The organism is Rhabdobacter roseus (assembly GCF_014202275.1).
Classification (GTDB): domain Bacteria; phylum Bacteroidota; class Bacteroidia; order Cytophagales; family Spirosomataceae; genus Rhabdobacter; species Rhabdobacter roseus.
In genome coordinates this window covers 153510-169231 of the sequence record NZ_JACHGF010000005.1, presented here as the reverse complement: position 1 = coordinate 169231, position 15722 = coordinate 153510, and the positions used below count along the sequence as shown (strand labels likewise).

Annotated in this window: 16 protein-coding genes; 10 read left to right on the top strand and 6 right to left on the bottom strand. The window is 55.1% G+C overall.

The annotated features are described in order from the left end of the window. The first annotated feature begins 92 nt into the window (after positions 1–92). From HNQ92_RS17005 to HNQ92_RS16985, 5 genes are all read left to right on the top strand, one after another. A complete protein-coding gene (locus HNQ92_RS17005; protein ID WP_184175358.1) occupies positions 93–536 on the top strand; it encodes a MarR family winged helix-turn-helix transcriptional regulator in 444 nt (147 codons plus the stop codon). Continuing rightward, positions 533–1807: a fumarylacetoacetase gene (fahA, locus tag HNQ92_RS17000; protein WP_184175355.1), complete on the top strand. Its 1275-nt coding sequence runs from the start codon at positions 533–535 to the stop codon at positions 1805–1807. The genes HNQ92_RS17005 and fahA overlap by 4 nt, the downstream gene beginning before the upstream one ends. Then, positions 1794–2672 carry a flavin reductase family protein gene (locus HNQ92_RS16995; protein WP_184175353.1) on the top strand — a complete coding sequence of 293 codons (879 nt, stop codon included), beginning with the start codon at positions 1794–1796 and terminating at the stop codon, positions 2670–2672. Before fahA ends, HNQ92_RS16995 begins: the two co-directional genes overlap by 14 nt. Before the next feature lie 102 nt (positions 2673–2774). After that, entirely contained in the window at positions 2775–3506 is a 732-nt protein-coding gene (locus HNQ92_RS16990) for an SIMPL domain-containing protein (RefSeq protein WP_184175351.1), read from the top strand. An 88-nt stretch (positions 3507–3594) separates the two neighbouring features. Beyond that, on the top strand, positions 3595–3954 hold the full coding sequence (locus HNQ92_RS16985; RefSeq protein WP_184175349.1) for a YtxH domain-containing protein: 360 nt from the start codon (positions 3595–3597) through the stop codon (positions 3952–3954). Between the two features lie 9 nt (positions 3955–3963). Here HNQ92_RS16985 and HNQ92_RS16980 read toward each other — a convergent pair whose 3' ends face one another. Next, positions 3964–4548, bottom strand: a complete 585-nt coding sequence (locus HNQ92_RS16980) for a Crp/Fnr family transcriptional regulator (protein ID WP_184175347.1) — start codon at positions 4546–4548, stop codon at positions 3964–3966. 250 nt (positions 4549–4798) lie between these two features. Here HNQ92_RS16980 and HNQ92_RS16975 point away from each other — a divergent pair, with 250 nt between their 5' ends. From HNQ92_RS16975 to HNQ92_RS16955, 5 genes are all read left to right on the top strand, one after another. Continuing rightward, a complete protein-coding gene (locus HNQ92_RS16975) occupies positions 4799–5188 on the top strand; it encodes a BlaI/MecI/CopY family transcriptional regulator (protein ID WP_184175345.1) in 390 nt (129 codons plus the stop codon). 60 nt (positions 5189–5248) lie between these two features. After that, the gene (locus tag HNQ92_RS16970; RefSeq protein ID WP_184175344.1) at positions 5249–7054 is read left to right on the top strand and encodes a M56 family metallopeptidase; all 1806 of its coding nucleotides are present in this window, start codon (positions 5249–5251) and stop codon (positions 7052–7054) included. 63 nt (positions 7055–7117) lie between these two features. Continuing rightward, a complete protein-coding gene (locus tag HNQ92_RS16965; protein ID WP_184175342.1) occupies positions 7118–8965 on the top strand; it encodes a M56 family metallopeptidase in 1848 nt (615 codons plus the stop codon). Between the two features lie 92 nt (positions 8966–9057). Beyond that, the gene (locus tag HNQ92_RS16960; RefSeq protein WP_184175340.1) at positions 9058–10089 is read left to right on the top strand and encodes an endonuclease/exonuclease/phosphatase family protein; all 1032 of its coding nucleotides are present in this window, start codon (positions 9058–9060) and stop codon (positions 10087–10089) included. A gap of 208 nt (positions 10090–10297) precedes the next feature. After that, positions 10298–10630 carry an SH3 beta-barrel fold-containing protein gene (locus tag HNQ92_RS16955; protein ID WP_184175338.1) on the top strand — a complete coding sequence of 111 codons (333 nt, stop codon included), beginning with the start codon at positions 10298–10300 and terminating at the stop codon, positions 10628–10630. 96 nt (positions 10631–10726) lie between these two features. Here HNQ92_RS16955 and HNQ92_RS16950 read toward each other — a convergent pair whose 3' ends face one another. The 5 genes from HNQ92_RS16950 to HNQ92_RS16930 all read right to left on the bottom strand — a co-directional run bounded on the left by HNQ92_RS16950 (position 10727) and on the right by HNQ92_RS16930 (position 15716). Continuing rightward, complete coding sequence (locus HNQ92_RS16950; protein WP_184175336.1) at positions 10727–11329, bottom strand: hypothetical protein; 603 nt, start codon at positions 11327–11329, stop codon at positions 10727–10729. Between the two features lie 60 nt (positions 11330–11389). Beyond that, positions 11390–12526, bottom strand: a complete 1137-nt coding sequence (locus tag HNQ92_RS16945) for a pyridoxal phosphate-dependent aminotransferase (protein WP_184175334.1) — start codon at positions 12524–12526, stop codon at positions 11390–11392. A gap of 60 nt (positions 12527–12586) precedes the next feature. Next, entirely contained in the window at positions 12587–13681 is a 1095-nt protein-coding gene (locus HNQ92_RS16940; protein WP_184175332.1) for an AEC family transporter, read from the bottom strand. 186 nt (positions 13682–13867) lie between these two features. Then, positions 13868–15055 (bottom strand): pyridoxal phosphate-dependent aminotransferase, encoded by a 1188-nt coding sequence (locus tag HNQ92_RS16935; RefSeq protein ID WP_184175330.1) that lies wholly within the window; start codon positions 15053–15055, stop codon positions 13868–13870. Positions 15056–15233: 178 nt separating this feature from the next. Next, complete coding sequence (locus HNQ92_RS16930; RefSeq protein WP_246440322.1) at positions 15234–15716, bottom strand: hypothetical protein; 483 nt, start codon at positions 15714–15716, stop codon at positions 15234–15236. Between the last annotated feature and the right edge of the window lie 6 nt (positions 15717–15722).

Below are 15722 nucleotides of genomic sequence, written 5' to 3'. Positions count from 1 at the left end.
TTCAAAATAAATCAAATTTTATTAGTAAACTAATAGTTGGTGCGCACTATCTTTGCAGCAGGATAACAGAGATAAACCTTTAGCTAAACGATATGACGCATCATTCCGACCAACGCGCCTATTTTTTTAAGATTGATACCACAATCAAGAAAATACGCAATGCCTTGCAAAAGCGCCTGAATGAAGCCGGGATTGATTTGACGGTAGACCAGTGGGTATTGATCGATCATATCTCCCGCGACGAAGGTACCAGTCAAAATTCCCTGGCCGAAGTGACCTACAAGGACCCCCCGACGGTGACGCGCATCGTGGATCTGCTGGAGAAAAAAGGACTGGTGGAGCGCCGCATGGCCGCCGGAGACCGCCGCAAGTTCAATCTTTTCCTGACGGCCAAAGGCGAAAGTACCTATACAAAGGCCTTCCCGATCGTGGCCGAGATCCGGCGAATCGGCTGGGGGGACCTCAGCGAGGCCGACTACCAGCAGTTTGTACGCCTCATGGATTCGATCTACAATAATTTTAGCGACAAAGAATGACCCAAGCCACTTCCTGGCTGGCAATCCCGGCCGACTCCGATTTTTCCTTCCAAAACCTACCGTACGGGATTTTTAGTACGGCGGCTTCGGAAGAAAAGCGGGTCGGGGTGGCCATCGGGACGTGGATCATCGACTTGGCCGAAGCCGCCCGGCTCGGCCTTTTTCACGACTGGGAGGCCCGCTACGCCGAAGCGAAGCTGGTTTTTCGGCAAATTACCCTCAATGCTTTCATCGCCCTGGGCGCGGCGGCGCATCAGGCCCTCCGCCAGCGGCTGCGCCAACTGCTCACTGAGCCCGAGGCGGGCCTGCGCGCCGGGGCCGAGGAGGTACTTGTGGAGCAAGCGGCGGCTACGCTACACTTACCCGTCCAGATCGGTGACTACACCGATTTTTATTCCAGCCAGGAGCACGCCACCAACGTGGGCAAGCTCTTCCGGCCCGACAACCCGCTGCTGCCCAACTGGAAGTACCTGCCAGTGGCCTACCACGGGCGGGCTTCGTCCATCGTGGTTTCGGGTACTCCGATCCGGCGGCCGTGGGGACAGGTACTTTCCGGAGAGGCGACTGTCCCGGTTTTTGAACCTACCCAGGCGCTGGATTTTGAGCTGGAGCTGGGCTTTATTATTGGTAAAGAATCACGGCTGGGGGTACCTGTACCCGCTGCCGAAGCGGAGAATTATATCTTTGGATTGGTACTTTTCAACGACTGGTCGGCGCGGGATATTCAGCGTTGGGAGTACCAGCCGTTGGGGCCGTTCCTGAGTAAGAATTTTGCTTCGTCTATTTCACCCTGGGTGGTACCGCTGGCGGCGTTGGAGCCGTTTCGGGTACCCGGTCCGGTGCAAGATCCAGCGCCGCTGCCCTACCTGCAAACCACCGGCGCGCTCAATTTTGATCTTCAATTAACCGTCGAAATCATCACTTCCCAAAGTACCCCCGCCGTCGTGACGCGCACCAACGCCAGGTACCTGTACTGGAACATCCGGCAGCAAGTAGCGCACCATACCGTTACGGGCTGTAACCTGCGGGTGGGCGACCTGCTGGCTACGGGTACCATCAGCGGGGGTGAGGGCCCGGACGCGCACGGCTGCCTGCTGGAGCTCACCGAAGGCGGACGCAAGCCCCTACAACTACCTACGGGCGCCGCACGTACCTACCTGCTCGACGGCGACGAGGTGGTGATGCGCGGCTGGGCCCGAACTGAAAATAGTCGGGTTGGTTTTGGGGAAGTACGCGGAAAAATAGTACCATCGGCCTATGAAAACCCTTGATCCGTCCCAGCTCAGCGCGCGCGCCTTCTACGCCTACCTCAACTCGGCGGTAGCGCCGCGGCCCATTGCGTTTGCCAGCACGGTAGACGCCGCCGGGCGCGTGAACCTTAGTCCGTTTAGTTTCTTTAACGTCATGGGCATCGACCCGCCCATTTTGGTCTTTGCGCCCAACCGCCGCGGGCGCGATAATACGGCCAAGCACACGTCCCTCAACCTGCTGGAAGTACCCGAGCTGGTGATCAACATGGTGAGCTACGCCATGGTGGAGCAAATGTCGCTGACGAGTGCGGAGTTTGAGCGGGGCGTCGATGAGTTTGTGAAGGCGGGCTTTACGGCGGTGGCATCGGAGCGCGTACGGCCGCCGCGCGTAGGGGAGTCGCCGGCGCAGTTTGAGTGCCAGGTACTTGAGATCAAGACCATCGGCAGCATGGAGCTGGTGATCGCGGAGGTTATTTTAGCGCATTTTTCCGAAGAAATCCTGGACGAAAACGGGCGGATCGACCAGCACCGCACCGACTGGGTGGCCCGCTTGGGGGGCGACTGGTACGCGCGGGCCAGCGGCGCGGCACTCTTTGAAGTACCCCGCCCGCAGATGGGCGTAGGCGTGGATGCCCTACCCGAGGCGGTGCGTACCTCCCGCATCCTCACCGGCAACGACCTGGGCCGCCTGGGGAGCGTCTTGGAGGTACCTACGCGCGCCGAAATAGAAAGATTTCGGCAGACGCCTGCCATGATGGCCCTGCACGAAGAAGCCCGCCTGGGCTGCCAGTACCTGCCTGATCTACTGCATCTTCACGCGCAGAAGCTCCTGGCGCGGGGGCAGGTCCATGAAGCCTGGCTCACATTACTCCAAAGTACCCTTTAAACCTTTTGCCACCGGCGCGGGTCATAGAGGGGTAGTTGGGGGCCATTCGCTCCGAGCACGTTTTATTTACCAAGTACCTTCATTTTTTATCAACATTGAGCCATGAAAAAACAAGCTTTGCTTACCCTCACTATGCTCGTCTCGACCCTGGGACTGGCTGCTGCCCAAAGTACCCGTACGGACGAAAAACCCACCCGTAACATCGAAGTGACCGGCTTTGCCGAAATGGAAATAACGCCCGATGAGTTGTACTTTACGGTGTCGCTGCGGGAGTACTTCAAGGACGAAAAAAACCAGAAGGACAAAGTGACCATAAGTACCCTGGAGCAGCAGCTGACCAAAGCCGTGGCTGCCGCGGGTTTGCCCAAAGAAGCCCTCACGGTGAGCGGCCTGGGCGGGTACCAAAACTACTGGGACAAGAAAAAGAAGCCAAGTACCTTCCTGGAAAGCAAGCAGTACCTGCTCAAAGTAGACCGGGCCGATAAGCTCGACGGGATTCTCTCGAAGATCGAAAGCCGGGGCATCCAGTACGCCAACATCAGCCGGGTGGATCACTCGCAGAAGGAGGAGCTGAAAAAGCAGGTGAAGATTAACGCCCTGAAAGCCGCCAAGGAAAAAGCCGTTTACCTGCTGGCGGCCATTGACCAAAAGGCCGGGCCGGTGATCATGATCCGGGAGCTGGAAGATAACCTCTACTACCCGCAGCCCATGCTGGCCAAAGCCAACGTGCGCATGATGGCGGCCGAGTCGGCAGATGCGGCTCCGGACAGTGATCTGGAGTATCAGAAGATCAAGATCAGCTACCGGATGCAGGCCGCTTTTGAAATTCAGTAACTAAAATAACTAATAGGAGCCAGGATTTGTTAGTACCCTAACCGATCCTGGTTTTTTATTTAGTAGTACTCCAAAAATCCTAACTGCTATGAGTGTCAACGCCAAACATCTTGCTACGTTTATCCTGGGTGCCGCCGCGGGCGTAGCCCTTCAAAAGTACTTCCAAACCGAAGAGGGAGAAAAACTGGTAGAAAATTTGAAAGCCAAGGCCGAAGGGCTGAGAACCGAAGCGACCGAAGCCGCCGAGAAAGCACCCGAGTACTTTGCGCAGCTCAAAACCAAAGGAGCCGAAGCCTTGAAGGAGAATTTTCCCGACATTGAAAAAATCCTGAACGACCTCATGGAGAAATTCGCCGGGGCTACCCAGCCCGCCTCGGACGCGCCGCCTACGGCGTCGGCCGGATCCCCGTCGGCCGGTACCCCGGCGGGTGATTCGCCGCTGGTGTAGGGGCATTTTCTAGATCCGGATCTGATTGATCAATTTGCTGAAATTCGTGGCGTCGATACCCAGGTAGTTGGCCAGGTACTTGTGCGGCACGCGTTGCAGCATGTGCGGACTGCGCCGCAGGAGCTCCCGCAGCTTTTCTTCGGACGAGTAGCACTGCAGCTCCACCAGCCGCTCAAGTACCCCCGCCAGCGCGTGGGTGAGGCCTTGCCGTACCAGTACTTCCACCGCCGAATGCGCCTGCATCTGGGCAAACAGATCCTCGACTGACGCCCGCAAAAACACCGAGGGCGTAAGCGCTTCGTAGTAGTAACGTGAAGACTGCCTCAGCAGCAGCGCATCGAGCACGCCGCCAAACGACGGTGCGTAGGTAAACACCAGCGTGGCCTCCCGACCCTGGTCGTCGTACCAATATACACGCTGCACCCCTTCCTGCACAAAATAGAGGTACGCCGCCCGCTCTCCGGCGGCGAGCAGCATTTCCTTGCGCCGGGCGGTGTAGGGTTTCCAGATGGTGGCAAAGTCGGCCCAGGCTTCTTGGGGCAGGGGATGCACGGCGTCGACGAGTTGGCGGAGTGCGTGAGGTACTTCGGGCATAGCGCGGGGTCAATAAAAGGTACTTTTCAATACTACTCATTTTTTGGCGTTGCTCCGCTAGGTACCCTCTAAAAGTACCTTCTGGTTTATTTCTGGCTTTGTACTTTCTACGTGGTGTCCAGGTACCTGCGCGCCCTTTCCCTTTTCTTTCCTGCTTCGCTGAGGTACTTTAAATACCATTCAATCACTTTTTTATTTAAATACTATAAAAATAGTTTGCAAACTATAAATATAGTAGTACCTTAGAGGCATGGAACTAGAAAAACTGACCAACAAAGAAGAAGAAGTAATGCAGGTGCTCTGGGAAATGGAGCAGGCCTTCGTCAAAGACATGCTGCCGCGCTTCACGGCCCCGCCGCTGCACTACAACACGGTGTCGACCATTGTGCGTAATCTGGAAGAAAAAGGCTACGTGGCACACCGGCTCTACGGCAACCTGCACCAGTACTACCCCCTGGTGAGCAAAGAAGCCTACCAAAACCAGTTTGTGATGCGCAAGGTACTTGGCGACTACTTCAATAATTCGTACCGTGACATGGTGGCGTACTTTGCCCGCAAGGAAAAAATCAGCGCCCACGAGCTCCGCGACATCTTGCGGGAAATTGAAAGCCCCGACGACGATGAAAGTACCCCTTCCTGAATAAGTACCCCAAAGTACCCCCATTTTCCGCACGTATAAAAACACCAAACTGATCATCCTATGTACCTCTTTCCTTACCTACTGAAAGTCAGCGTGACGCTGGCGCTACTGACCGTCGGCTACCGCTGGCTGGTACGGCGCGAAACCTTTTCGGGCCTCAACCGCTCTCTGCTCTGGATCAACGTGCTAGCGGCCTGGCTGCTGCCGTGGGTACCTCTGGCCCACTGGGGCCCCGCCCAGGTGCAGCAGCAGGTACAGCGCGTGGCTCCCTGGCCGGTGCTGGAAAGTACCCTTATTTCTGAAAAGACGCTGGCTACTTCCCAAGTACCCCTCCCTCATTACCAGCCCGCGCCCGCAAGTACCTCGGTGCTGGCCTGGGTAGGTACTTGGGGTTGGAGCGAATGGCTGCTGGCGCTCTACCTGCTGGGCGCAGGTACCTTGCTGCTGCGGCTGCTGATGGGTACTTTGGGCTTGGCGCGGCGTCTGCGCCAACTACCCTTCGAGCGCACCACCGACGGCCTGCGCCTGGTGGCAGACCCGCGCACGGCGGCCCCGTACTCGTTTTTTCGCTGGGTGGTGTACAATCCCGAAGCGCACAGTCGGCAGGAACTGGCCGAAATCTTGACCCACGAGGCTGAGCACGCCCGGCAGTGGCACAGCCTGGACCTGCTGCTGGCCGAGGTACTGCGGGCGTTGCTTTGGTTCAATCCGGTGGCCTGGTGGCACCAGCGACTCGTGGAGGAGAACCTGGAGTACCTGGCCGACCGCGCCGTGCTGGGACAGGGCTTCGAGAAAAAACACTACCAGCACCACCTGTTGAAAATGGCGCTGCAAGCCCAGGAAGTACCCTTCACGCATTCGTTTGCCCAGACGACGTTGAAGAAGCGTATCCGGATGATGAACCGTCGGCCGTCGTCGTGGCGAGCCGCGGGTAGGTACGCACTGCTGCTGGGGGTACTTTACGGGTCGTCGGCCCTGGTGGCACCCTACCGCGCGCGAATCGTGCAATTCGCCCCGCCGGTGGTGCGACCCATCGTGGAAGCGGCGCTACCCGCTGCGGAACCGGAAAAGAAAACCGACGAAGTATCCGTACCGGAGAAAGTACCCCAGCTTAAGGTAGAAAGTACCTTTACACCAACGAAGCTTGAAGCCCAGGAGGAAGTGATTTCACCCTACTGCGTCATGCGCAACGACACGATTTTCTGGATCATCACGCCGCTCATCAGCATGGATGAACTCATGACGATTCGGGAAACTATCCGTAAGAACAATGGGGATTTTTTCATCGATGAGCTGAAGTATGATTCACAAAGGGCGTTTCTGGAGAGTATGAGATTTTCGGTGATAGAAAATGGGGGAGGTGGTGCATCCTCAGGTTCGAAAGCGGAGGCTAATGAGCCGATAGAAGGTACAGCCGCTTTGTATAGTACAGGTGTAAGGGCGGTTGGGCGTAATTTGTCTTTACCTAGCCAGCTTCGGGAAAAAATGAAGAGTGATTACGAAGAGGCTCTCAAAAGAAAGGAGACGAATCGGATGAAGTACCTGGTTGAAAGAATAAAAGCGGAGGTGATTAAAAACAATTTTGGTGAGAAGCCCAGCATGGGAGGGTCAAATTTCACCATTACGGAAGAATGGATAAAAGAACAAAAAGCCAAGGGATTTTCGGAGCGTCTGGGAATGGGAATCAAGGAAGATGGTACTTTACGAATAGGCGAGCGCTTAAGGAATGCGTTGTTCTTCAAAAATGATCAACCCTCGACTTTTGAGGCCATTAATAAAATACCATATGCAGATGCCTACGAAGTTATGATTTATACTAAGTATAATCCAGAGCAGGATTTCGTAATCGTGTTCATGAAGGAGTGAGGGCGAGTTGTTACTGGAGATAGTGTGAAGTGGATTTTGGTAACGTAGATAAAACGTACTCTTATGATGTACCTACTTCCTTACCTACTGAAAGTCAGCGTGACGCTGGCGCTGCTGACGCTCGGCTACCGCTGGCTGGTACGGCGCGAAACCTTTTCGGGCCTCAATCGCTCTTTGCTCTGGATCAATGTGCTGGCGGCCTGGCTGCTGCCGTGGGTACCTCTGGCCCACTGGGGCCCCGCCCAGGTGCAGCAGCAGGTACAGCAGCAGGTGCAGCGCGTGGCTCTCTGGCCCGTGCTGGAAAGTACCCTCATTGCTGAAAATACGCTGGCTACTTCCCAAGTACCCCTTTCTCAGTTTCAACCGGTACCCGAAAGTACCTCCGCGCTGGCCTGGGTAGGTACTTGGGGCTGGGCGGAGTGGCTGCTGGCGCTCTACCTGCTGGGCGCAGGTACCTTGCTGCTACGGCTGCTGGTAGGTACCTGTCGCCTGGTGAGCCGTTTGCGTAAATGCCCCGCCGAGCGCACGGTCGATGGACTACTTCTCGTGTGTGATAAACAAACGGCGGCTCCGTACTCGTTTTTCCGCTGGGTGGTGTACAATCCCGAGGCGCACAGTCCGCAGGAACTGGCCGAAATCCTGACCCACGAGGCCGAGCACGCCCGGCAGTGGCACAGCCTGGACCTGCTGCTGGCCGAGGTACTGCGGGCGGCACTTTGGTTCAATCCGGTGGCCTGGTGGCACCAGCGGCTCGTGGAGGAGAACCTGGAGTACCTGGCCGACCGCGCCGTGCTGGGACAGGGCTTCGAGAAAAAACACTACCAGCACCACCTGTTGAAAATGGCGCTGCAAGCCCAGGAAGTACCCTTCACGCATTCGTTTGCCCAGACGACGTTGAAGAAGCGCATCCGGATGATGAACCGTCGGCCGTCGTCGTGGCGAGCCGCGGGTAGGTACGCACTGCTGCTGGGGGTACTTTACGGGTCGTCGGCCCTGGTGGCACCCTACCGCGCGCGAATCGTGCAATTCGCCCCGCCGGTGGTGCGGCCGATCGTGGAAGCTGCGCTACCTACCGTGGAGCCGGAAGAAGAAAGGGTGAGTCAGGAAGTACCTTTGGAGGAGCCGGAGCAAGTCGTTTCAAAGCCTACCACCGATACGATAAGACCTGTTTCAATGGTACCTTTAGAGGTGGTAAATCCCGCTCCGCCCTTTCGCTACGCGTACGAAAGCAACGATACGCTCTACTGGGCCATAACAGCCCTTTGTACTATGGACGACATCACGCGCATAGCCACGGCGCTCGAACGCTACGGGCAAAAGGTAGAAATTATAGAACTAAGCTATGAACGGCCCGAAAAGTATGACTTTATGTTCCGCTCAGATATTGAAACCTACCTTGATCATTTAGTCGTAAAAATTGGGAATGGATGGAGTTTTGGGCCGAAAAGTGAAATCCCGTCACCTACACATCATCAGTACGGATTTTATACACTTGGCAAAAAGGGGGGGCGGTCGGGCGGTGAAGTACCCTCCGAGTGGATCAGCAAGGTACTGAAAGAGGACAAACAAGAAGCCGAGCGGCGATTTGCAAAAAACCGTCCGGCGCATGTGTACAAGGCTTTTGAACAGAAAATGAAGCCCCAGCAAGTTACGGCAACCAACTACCAGACAAGAACGCTGTACTACCATACGGACTATGCTAGGGATAGTATCCTTTTTCAAAAATACTGGATATTGGCCCCGCACCGGCGATTCGACGACATCTACATCGACGGAGTACCGTCGGGATACAATACGGTCGCGTCGTTACCCCACAAGGACATTCACAGCATTACGCTCTTTGATCGGGGGAATATTGTCAAGTCGGTGCTGGTACTTACTAAGCAGGGAAATTGGCCTCACGGCAACTAATTAGTACCCTCGCCACTTACGAAGAAATAAAAATTTAACACGGAGGAATGGGTTTTTTAGGCGAAATTGAGGAACAACCAACGTCCAACCCTATGGCAAACCTGAAATTGCTCCTGTGGAACATGGAGTGGATGAATGACCTGTTTGATCAAAACGGGAATTTCCGCGCCGATACGCACAAACCCCAGCACGCCCCCTCGACGACGGTACGGACGCGCCGCAACCACCTGAGTGGGGTCATCAACGAGCTGGCACCGGATATCGTGGTGGTAGTAGAAGGCCCCAACCAAGAGAAAGAGCTGAACCTGTTTTTTGAGGACGACGTGGAAGGTACCTGGGTAGTCCGGCTGCAACCCACCTCGGGGTCGTCACAGTGCATTGGCTGCGCCGTCCGGACCGACCGCGGGCTGCTGCACGCCGAGGAGCCCATCCGCTTCTTTGATACCCGCCAGCTACCCGTTTTTCAGCCCTTTGAACTACCCAACCAAAACGACGGGATCATCGAAAAGTACCAATTTGAGCGCTTCCCGTTGTACGCCGAAATCGTGACGGCCCAGGGAGAGGCGTTTCGGATCTTGGGGCTTCATCTGAAAAGCAAGGGTATTTTTGACGCCTACGAATGGAGCAAGTGGTGGGCCATGGCCGACGCCAACCGCAAGAAGCTCCTGGCCCAGACCCGCCAGATCCGCGTGCAGTTTCTGGACAAGTACCTCGGCGATGTTGCCACGCAGCGCATTCCGCTCATCGTGTGCGGCGACATCAACGACGGGCCGGGCATGGACGCCAGCGAGAAGCGCCTGCTGGGTAGTGCCATCGAGCAGCTCATGGGCAACGTCTGGCGGCCGTTTCTGTGCCTGGGCAACGCGCTCTTTGACGCGCTGCCGCCCAAAGACCAGGATGCGCTGCGCTTCGACAGCATCTACACTACTACGTTCAAAGACCCTATTTTTAACAACGTGCAGCACCGGGAGTGGATCGACCACGTCCTGTACAGCATGAACCGCGCCGAGTGGGTCAAAAACGCCCGGGTCATTACCACTATGACGGACGGCCAGAAGATCGGCACGAAGTACAAATTTGCCTCCGACCACCTGCCCGTCGTGGCAGAGGTTGAGTTGGATTGAGTGAAAGTACCCCCGCTTCCTGAAGGGTACTTTCAGGATTGAAAGTACCTAAACCTATAGGGTTGGCAGGGGTACTTTATTTTTTATTAACTTATTGATTATTAATAGTTTTACATTGAAAATAGTTACTAAATGGTGTAATGATTTTGCTCTGTTTTGTGTTCTATAAAAGGTACTTTATAGCTCATGAAATAGAATAGCAAAAGCGATGAACAAGCTAACCAACCAAGATAGATCACAGGTATTTTCGACGGCCTGGTCGGTTCTGCCCGACTGCACTAACTTTGCCGAGGCACTGCGTAAGGCCTGGGCTTCTTACAAACTTCGCAAGGCCATGAACGAGGGCATCGTGGCCTTTGTCTACCGCAAAAAAGACGGGTCGTTTCGCCCGGCGGCAGGTACTTTGCAGCTCGATCTGCTACATACCGACTATACGCCTAAAAGCGAGCGAGAGCCGCAACTCAGCGTACTCACCTACTTCGACGCCCAGCGCATGGACTGGCGCTCGTGCAAAGTAGCCAACCTCCTGCTGGCGGCTTAGTAGGGGTACTTTCAGGAAAATATACAAAAAGATCAGGGCCTCCCTTCTACTTGAAGACAGGCCCTGATCTTTTTTGTGAGTATACCCAAAGTACCCCTACCGATCCAGCACCACCAGATTTTCTACTAGGAAGGAACCCATTTCGGTGCGTAGGGTACAGGCCGTGGCAACCGGGCGGGCTTTGGCTTGAATGAGGCCCACTTTCCAGGCCGAGAGCAGGCCCGTGGCGGCTTCGTAGCGCAGCAGCACGTCGCCTTTCTTAAGCTCACTCACCAGCTTGCGTCCAGCCAGCGTCTGCACGGGGTGATTGGGCGTGGCTTCCAGCAAGAGTGCCGGTACCATCGGCCAGCTTTGGCGGCTGGCGGTCACTTCGTCGACGGGCCGTAGGTACAGCTCGGTGATGGAAGTAAGGGCGGCTGTGGCTACCTCTTTTACGTGGGTGGTGGTGAGTTGGCCTTCGTAGTAGCACTTGATCCGCTCGCCCGCGCATACTTTTGAAATGGGCTTGGAAGTACCGTCGGCCATCGTGACGGACGCGTAAGCGGGAAAAAAAGCCGGGGCGTTTTCTTTCGTTGCATCGCCCTGAGGCACTTCCTGCGCGGCAAGGTACCTTTTCTGTTGTTTTTTGGACTGCGCCAAGGTACTTACGGAAAGGGTAGCGGCTACGGCCGTAGCCACCAGCATCAAGCGTATTTTCATCCTAGGTAGGTTAAATGCTTAGGGCCAACCAGGTACCTGGTTGGCCCTAAGCCATGTTGGTTAGACCGCTATTTTCTGGAAAGCATCGCCAAAGTACCTCATTTCTTCCATGGTACCCAGGCTCACCCGGCAGTACGACTGCCCGCGGTAGTCCCAGTGCTTGATCGACACGCCCTGCTTGGCCATTTCGCCCACAAAGGCCCTGCCGTCCGACTTCAGTGGGAAAAGTACAAAATTGGTAGAAGAAGGAATGGGCGTATAGCCTTTGCTTTTGAGCAAGGCGTAGAGGTACTGCTTGGCCTCTTCGGTTTTCTGGAGCGAGTACTTCATAAAGTCGGCGTCCTGGTAGCTCACCACGGCTCCCTGAATGGAGGTAGCACAGATTCCGCCGCCCCCGGCGTAGAAATTCCGGATGGTATTGACAATCTCGGGCTTGGCCAGCAGGTACCCTACGCGCAGGCCGGCGAAGCCATGTACCTTGGAAAACGTACGGGCGATGATCACATCCTGCCCCTTACGGATACACTCGGTCATGGTGGCCGTTTTGGGATCTGATACGTAGTCGATGTAGGCCTCGTCGATAAACACCGGTTTTTGCTTCGTGGCCGTTTGGCAGAAAGCCGCCAGTTGGGCCGAGTCGACGGGGATGCCGGTGGGATTGTTGGGGTTGCAGAGGTATACCAGGGAAGTACTACCGTCAATGGCCGACAGCATGGCATTCAGGTTGTAATCCAAATCCGCCGTGAGAGGTACCCCTTTAAAGTCTACGCCAACTTTTTTGGCCGCGCTGATGAGCTGCATGTAGGTGAGGTCGCCCCCCACGATGTGGCTCTTAGGCCCGCCTTTCATGGCGTAGCACAGCGCCGTAGCCACCAGCAACTCCCCGGAGCCCGCGCCCAGGATCACGTGGTCTTCGGTGAGTCCGTTCTCCGCCGCAATGAGCTTCCGCAGCTTCATGGACGACTCGCGGTGGTACATGTAGCTGGACGGAATGGCCGCCGCTATAACCTTCTGCGCCTTGGGCGAAGGACCGTGCGGATTCTCGTTGGAGCTAAGCCGGGCTTTGATCGCCATACCGGCCAGGTGCGGCAAACCTACTTCGGCTGCTTCGGCAGGCCGCCAAAAATCAGTGACCGCAACGCCGGCCGTGAGCGCGGCGGCAGAGCGCAGCCAGTTGCGGCGGTTGAACGTTGTCATGGGGCTCGGGGATTAAGGTGAAGGAAGTTTTTTTGCAAAAAACGAATTAAGGAAGCCAGCCTAGGCCTTGGACAGCCGCACGAAGACCTTACTTACTAAGTTTGGGACGGCACCCAGGCCAATGAGGATCAGCCCGGAGGTGATCAGCGTCGTGACGTCGGCGAAGAAAGTACCCGTAGAAAGGATACCCAGGATCAATACCGTTGAGAAGGGCAGCGAGAAAGCCAGCAGCAGTACGGCCAGCTCCATGTCGAACGTCCGCCGCTCCTTGGATTGCCCGTTGGCGTCTTCTTTGAGGTTGAAGGCCGAAATGTGCGCAAACGGCCAGAAGCTGGCCGAGCTGAGCGGAATCACCGTAGCCAGCAGCATCATTTTTAAATCACTGATGTTAAAAATGGTAATGATGGCCGCGCTGAATAGCATCGTAACCCCCGCCCGAAAAAACAGGATGGACGTAACGAGTTTCTTTTTACCCTCCCGTAGCTGCACGGCCAGGCCAATGAAGATCAGCACCAGGGGCGTCATGAGCGCGCTGGTTTTGTCAAATAGCTCGGCAATGACGGGTGGAAAAGCCTGGTAGTTAATGCCCAGGCTGAGCAGAATAAACGCCAGCAAGATAAGAATGTTGATCGGTTCTTTCAGTAAACTCAGGAGCAGGCTTTTGATCTTGCTGCCCAAATTGGAGGTTTCGCTGGCGCTGTTTTTCAGGTACATGCCCATCGCGATCATATACAGAAAGATAAGCACAAAGAACTTATTGCCGACGTCGGCCATGGCGGCCATAGCCAGGCTGTCTTCCCCCAAAAACTCGGCAATGAACGGAAAACACGACAAGCCCGGTGCCAGCGAAGGAATGAGCATCATGAGCGTGCGGCCCGTAGCACTGTGCCGCTCAACGCCAAAAAGCGACAGCGCAAAGGGCGAAATGAGGTACATAAAAAAGTTGAAAACCAACGTAACCAGCGGCACCAGGATGAGAGTGGTATCGACGTGAATTTTCATTAAGGCAATGAAGATGGTGGAGGGAAGTGCTACTGACAGCACGATCTCCTTGATCCCATTGGTCTGTTCTTTGTTTTTAAATTTTGATCGAAGTACCAATCCCAGGCCAATCAGTAAAAGTAGGGTGATGGTTTTTTGCAGGGCGTCGCTCATAAACACAGGTGGTATTTAAAGACTACTACTTTCGTCTTAATAGATAATTAATCCTGAAAACCAGGATGTTTGATTAGGTAGTGGGTAAAGCGTAGCCTCCCATCAGGGACCTTTCTACCTGATCGAGAGACTACGCTTGTGTGAGGGTTGGGCGGGCCTTCCACGCCAGGAGAGCCCGGCTCCGTGTTAGCTTATTTGCTGCAAGGCACCTACGAAGAGTTTCATTTCGTCCATCGTACCGATGCTCACCCGACACCACGGCTTGTTCTGGATTTCAAACGCCCGCACACCAATGCCCTTGGCCGACATCTTAGAGAGCAAATCCCGCCCTGACATCCCAATCGGGAAGATCACGAAGTTGGTATAGGAAGGAATGTACTTGTAGCCCATCTTGTCGAGGTTTTCGTAGAGGTATAGCTTGGCTTCGTGGTTGAGCTTGCGGGTTGTTACCTGAAACTCAGTGTCGTCCATGCTGGCGGAGGCGGCAAAAATGGAGGTGTAGGAGATACCCATACCCCCGCGCGTGATTTTCTGGATCTGCGCCAGGAACTCCGGCTGTGCGGCCATGTACCCTACGCGGATACCCGCCATTCCCATGATTTTGGAGAAGGTACGGGCTACGATCACGTTTTTCTTCTGAGCCAATAGCGACACCATGCTTTGGGTATCGGCGCCAACGGCTAGTTCAATGTAAGCTTCATCAACAAAAATGGGTACTTTTTCCGAAACCCGCGAGCAGAAATCCAACAGCTCTTTGCCGGACGTAATGCTACCCGTGGGGTTGTTGGGATTACAAATATACACCAGTTTGGTCTCGCTGTCGACGGCGGCTTCCATGGCCTTCAGGTCGTGTGACCAGTCAGACGTACACGGAACGGCCTTCCAGCTCGCGCCGACGGTTTTGGCTACGTTGACCAGCGACATGTAACACGGATCAGCCGACACGACGTTGCCTTTGCCGTTCATGAAAAGTACCAGCGCTACTTTTTCCAGCAGGTCCGAAGAGCCGGGGCCCATCATGATATGTTCGGGCGTAACGCCTTCTTTCTTGGCTATCTTTCCGATCAGGTCGTACATTTCCTGCCAGGCGTAGCGGTTGCCGCGTTCAACCGATTCGGCCACGGCTTTCCGGGCCGACATGGGCGGACCGTAGGGATTTTCGTTGGCGTTGAGTTTCGCCACGATTTTGGGAGCGTTCGTATTGTCCAGAAAGTACTCGCGTACCATCGGGCTGCGGTAGATCCGCTGCTCGGGGTCCAGCGTAAGGGACGAGTCACCGAAGGCACCGGCGGTCAGGTGAGGGGCTACGGCAAGGCCACCCAGGGTCATCAAACCAGATTTGAGTAAGTCGCGGCGGTTAAGTTTTTGATTCATTGTGACTAGATGTTGGTTGATAGGTAAATAGTAAACAGGACAAGTACTTTCTAAGACAAGAGTAATTTAACGCCTAATGAATTAGTATTCAATATTTTGATTCAATTTTTTCGGAGAAAATGCTATACCTGCTGGCTCTATGTATGTATAGACCAGCAGGTATAGCAAGTCCAGTTGACTACCTGGCCTGTACTTGAGACAGCCGGGTAAACGTAATTCCTTTATAGCTCCCGGTCCAGGATATTCTCACATTCGAACCGGCCCGCGGTGCCGCTACGCCTAGTTCTGCCCAGGTTTTTTCGAGCCTTACCATTCCGTTGGCATCCGAAGTTACTTCGCCCAGCGTAGCACCGGTGCGGAGGGTAATCTTCATGGCAATATTAGCAACCGGAATGGAATCAATACCCTTGGTATAATCCAGGATATTGGTTTTGTCGAGTTCGAGGAGGCGGGCCGTCAGAATTACCCGGGCGTCGGTAGCTGGGTACGTCACGGTAGGTTCTGCTCCGAAAGGAGCCGCGTAGGGAGCCCCTACGATGTCTACCAGCACGGGCGCTACCACCCGATCCACGAAGGGATCATCCACTTTGCAGGAAGTAACAAAAAGAGCCGTTGAAAGCAGGCAAGCTGCGGATAAGCAATGGATAAGTATTTTTTTCATAGTGAA

Bases quoted from the DNA above. Each gene is read 5' to 3' on its own strand.
- HNQ92_RS16990 (WP_184175351.1), top strand. From the start codon at position 2,775: ATGAAAAAACAAGCTTTGCTTACCCTCACTATGCTCGTCTCGACCCTG.
- HNQ92_RS16960 (WP_184175340.1), top strand. From the start codon at position 9,058: ATGGCAAACCTGAAATTGCTCCTGTGGAACATGGAGTGGATGAATGAC.
- HNQ92_RS16955 (WP_184175338.1), top strand. From the start codon at position 10,298: ATGAACAAGCTAACCAACCAAGATAGATCACAGGTATTTTCGACGGCC.
- HNQ92_RS16930 (WP_246440322.1), bottom strand. From the start codon at position 15,716: ATGAAAAAAATACTTATCCATTGCTTATCCGCAGCTTGCCTGCTTTCA.
- HNQ92_RS16945 (WP_184175334.1), bottom strand. From the start codon at position 12,526: ATGACAACGTTCAACCGCCGCAACTGGCTGCGCTCTGCCGCCGCGCTC.
- HNQ92_RS16980 (WP_184175347.1), bottom strand. From the start codon at position 4,548: ATGCCCGAAGTACCTCACGCACTCCGCCAACTCGTCGACGCCGTGCAT.
- HNQ92_RS17005 (WP_184175358.1), top strand. From the start codon at position 93: ATGACGCATCATTCCGACCAACGCGCCTATTTTTTTAAGATTGATACC.
- HNQ92_RS16965 (WP_184175342.1), top strand. From the start codon at position 7,118: ATGATGTACCTACTTCCTTACCTACTGAAAGTCAGCGTGACGCTGGCG.
- fahA (WP_184175355.1), top strand. From the start codon at position 533: ATGACCCAAGCCACTTCCTGGCTGGCAATCCCGGCCGACTCCGATTTT.
- HNQ92_RS16940 (WP_184175332.1), bottom strand. From the start codon at position 13,681: ATGAGCGACGCCCTGCAAAAAACCATCACCCTACTTTTACTGATTGGC.
- HNQ92_RS16950 (WP_184175336.1), bottom strand. From the start codon at position 11,329: ATGAAAATACGCTTGATGCTGGTGGCTACGGCCGTAGCCGCTACCCTT.
- HNQ92_RS16995 (WP_184175353.1), top strand. From the start codon at position 1,794: ATGAAAACCCTTGATCCGTCCCAGCTCAGCGCGCGCGCCTTCTACGCC.
- HNQ92_RS16985 (WP_184175349.1), top strand. From the start codon at position 3,595: ATGAGTGTCAACGCCAAACATCTTGCTACGTTTATCCTGGGTGCCGCC.
- HNQ92_RS16975 (WP_184175345.1), top strand. From the start codon at position 4,799: ATGGAACTAGAAAAACTGACCAACAAAGAAGAAGAAGTAATGCAGGTG.
- HNQ92_RS16935 (WP_184175330.1), bottom strand. From the start codon at position 15,055: ATGAATCAAAAACTTAACCGCCGCGACTTACTCAAATCTGGTTTGATG.
- HNQ92_RS16970 (WP_184175344.1), top strand. From the start codon at position 5,249: ATGTACCTCTTTCCTTACCTACTGAAAGTCAGCGTGACGCTGGCGCTA.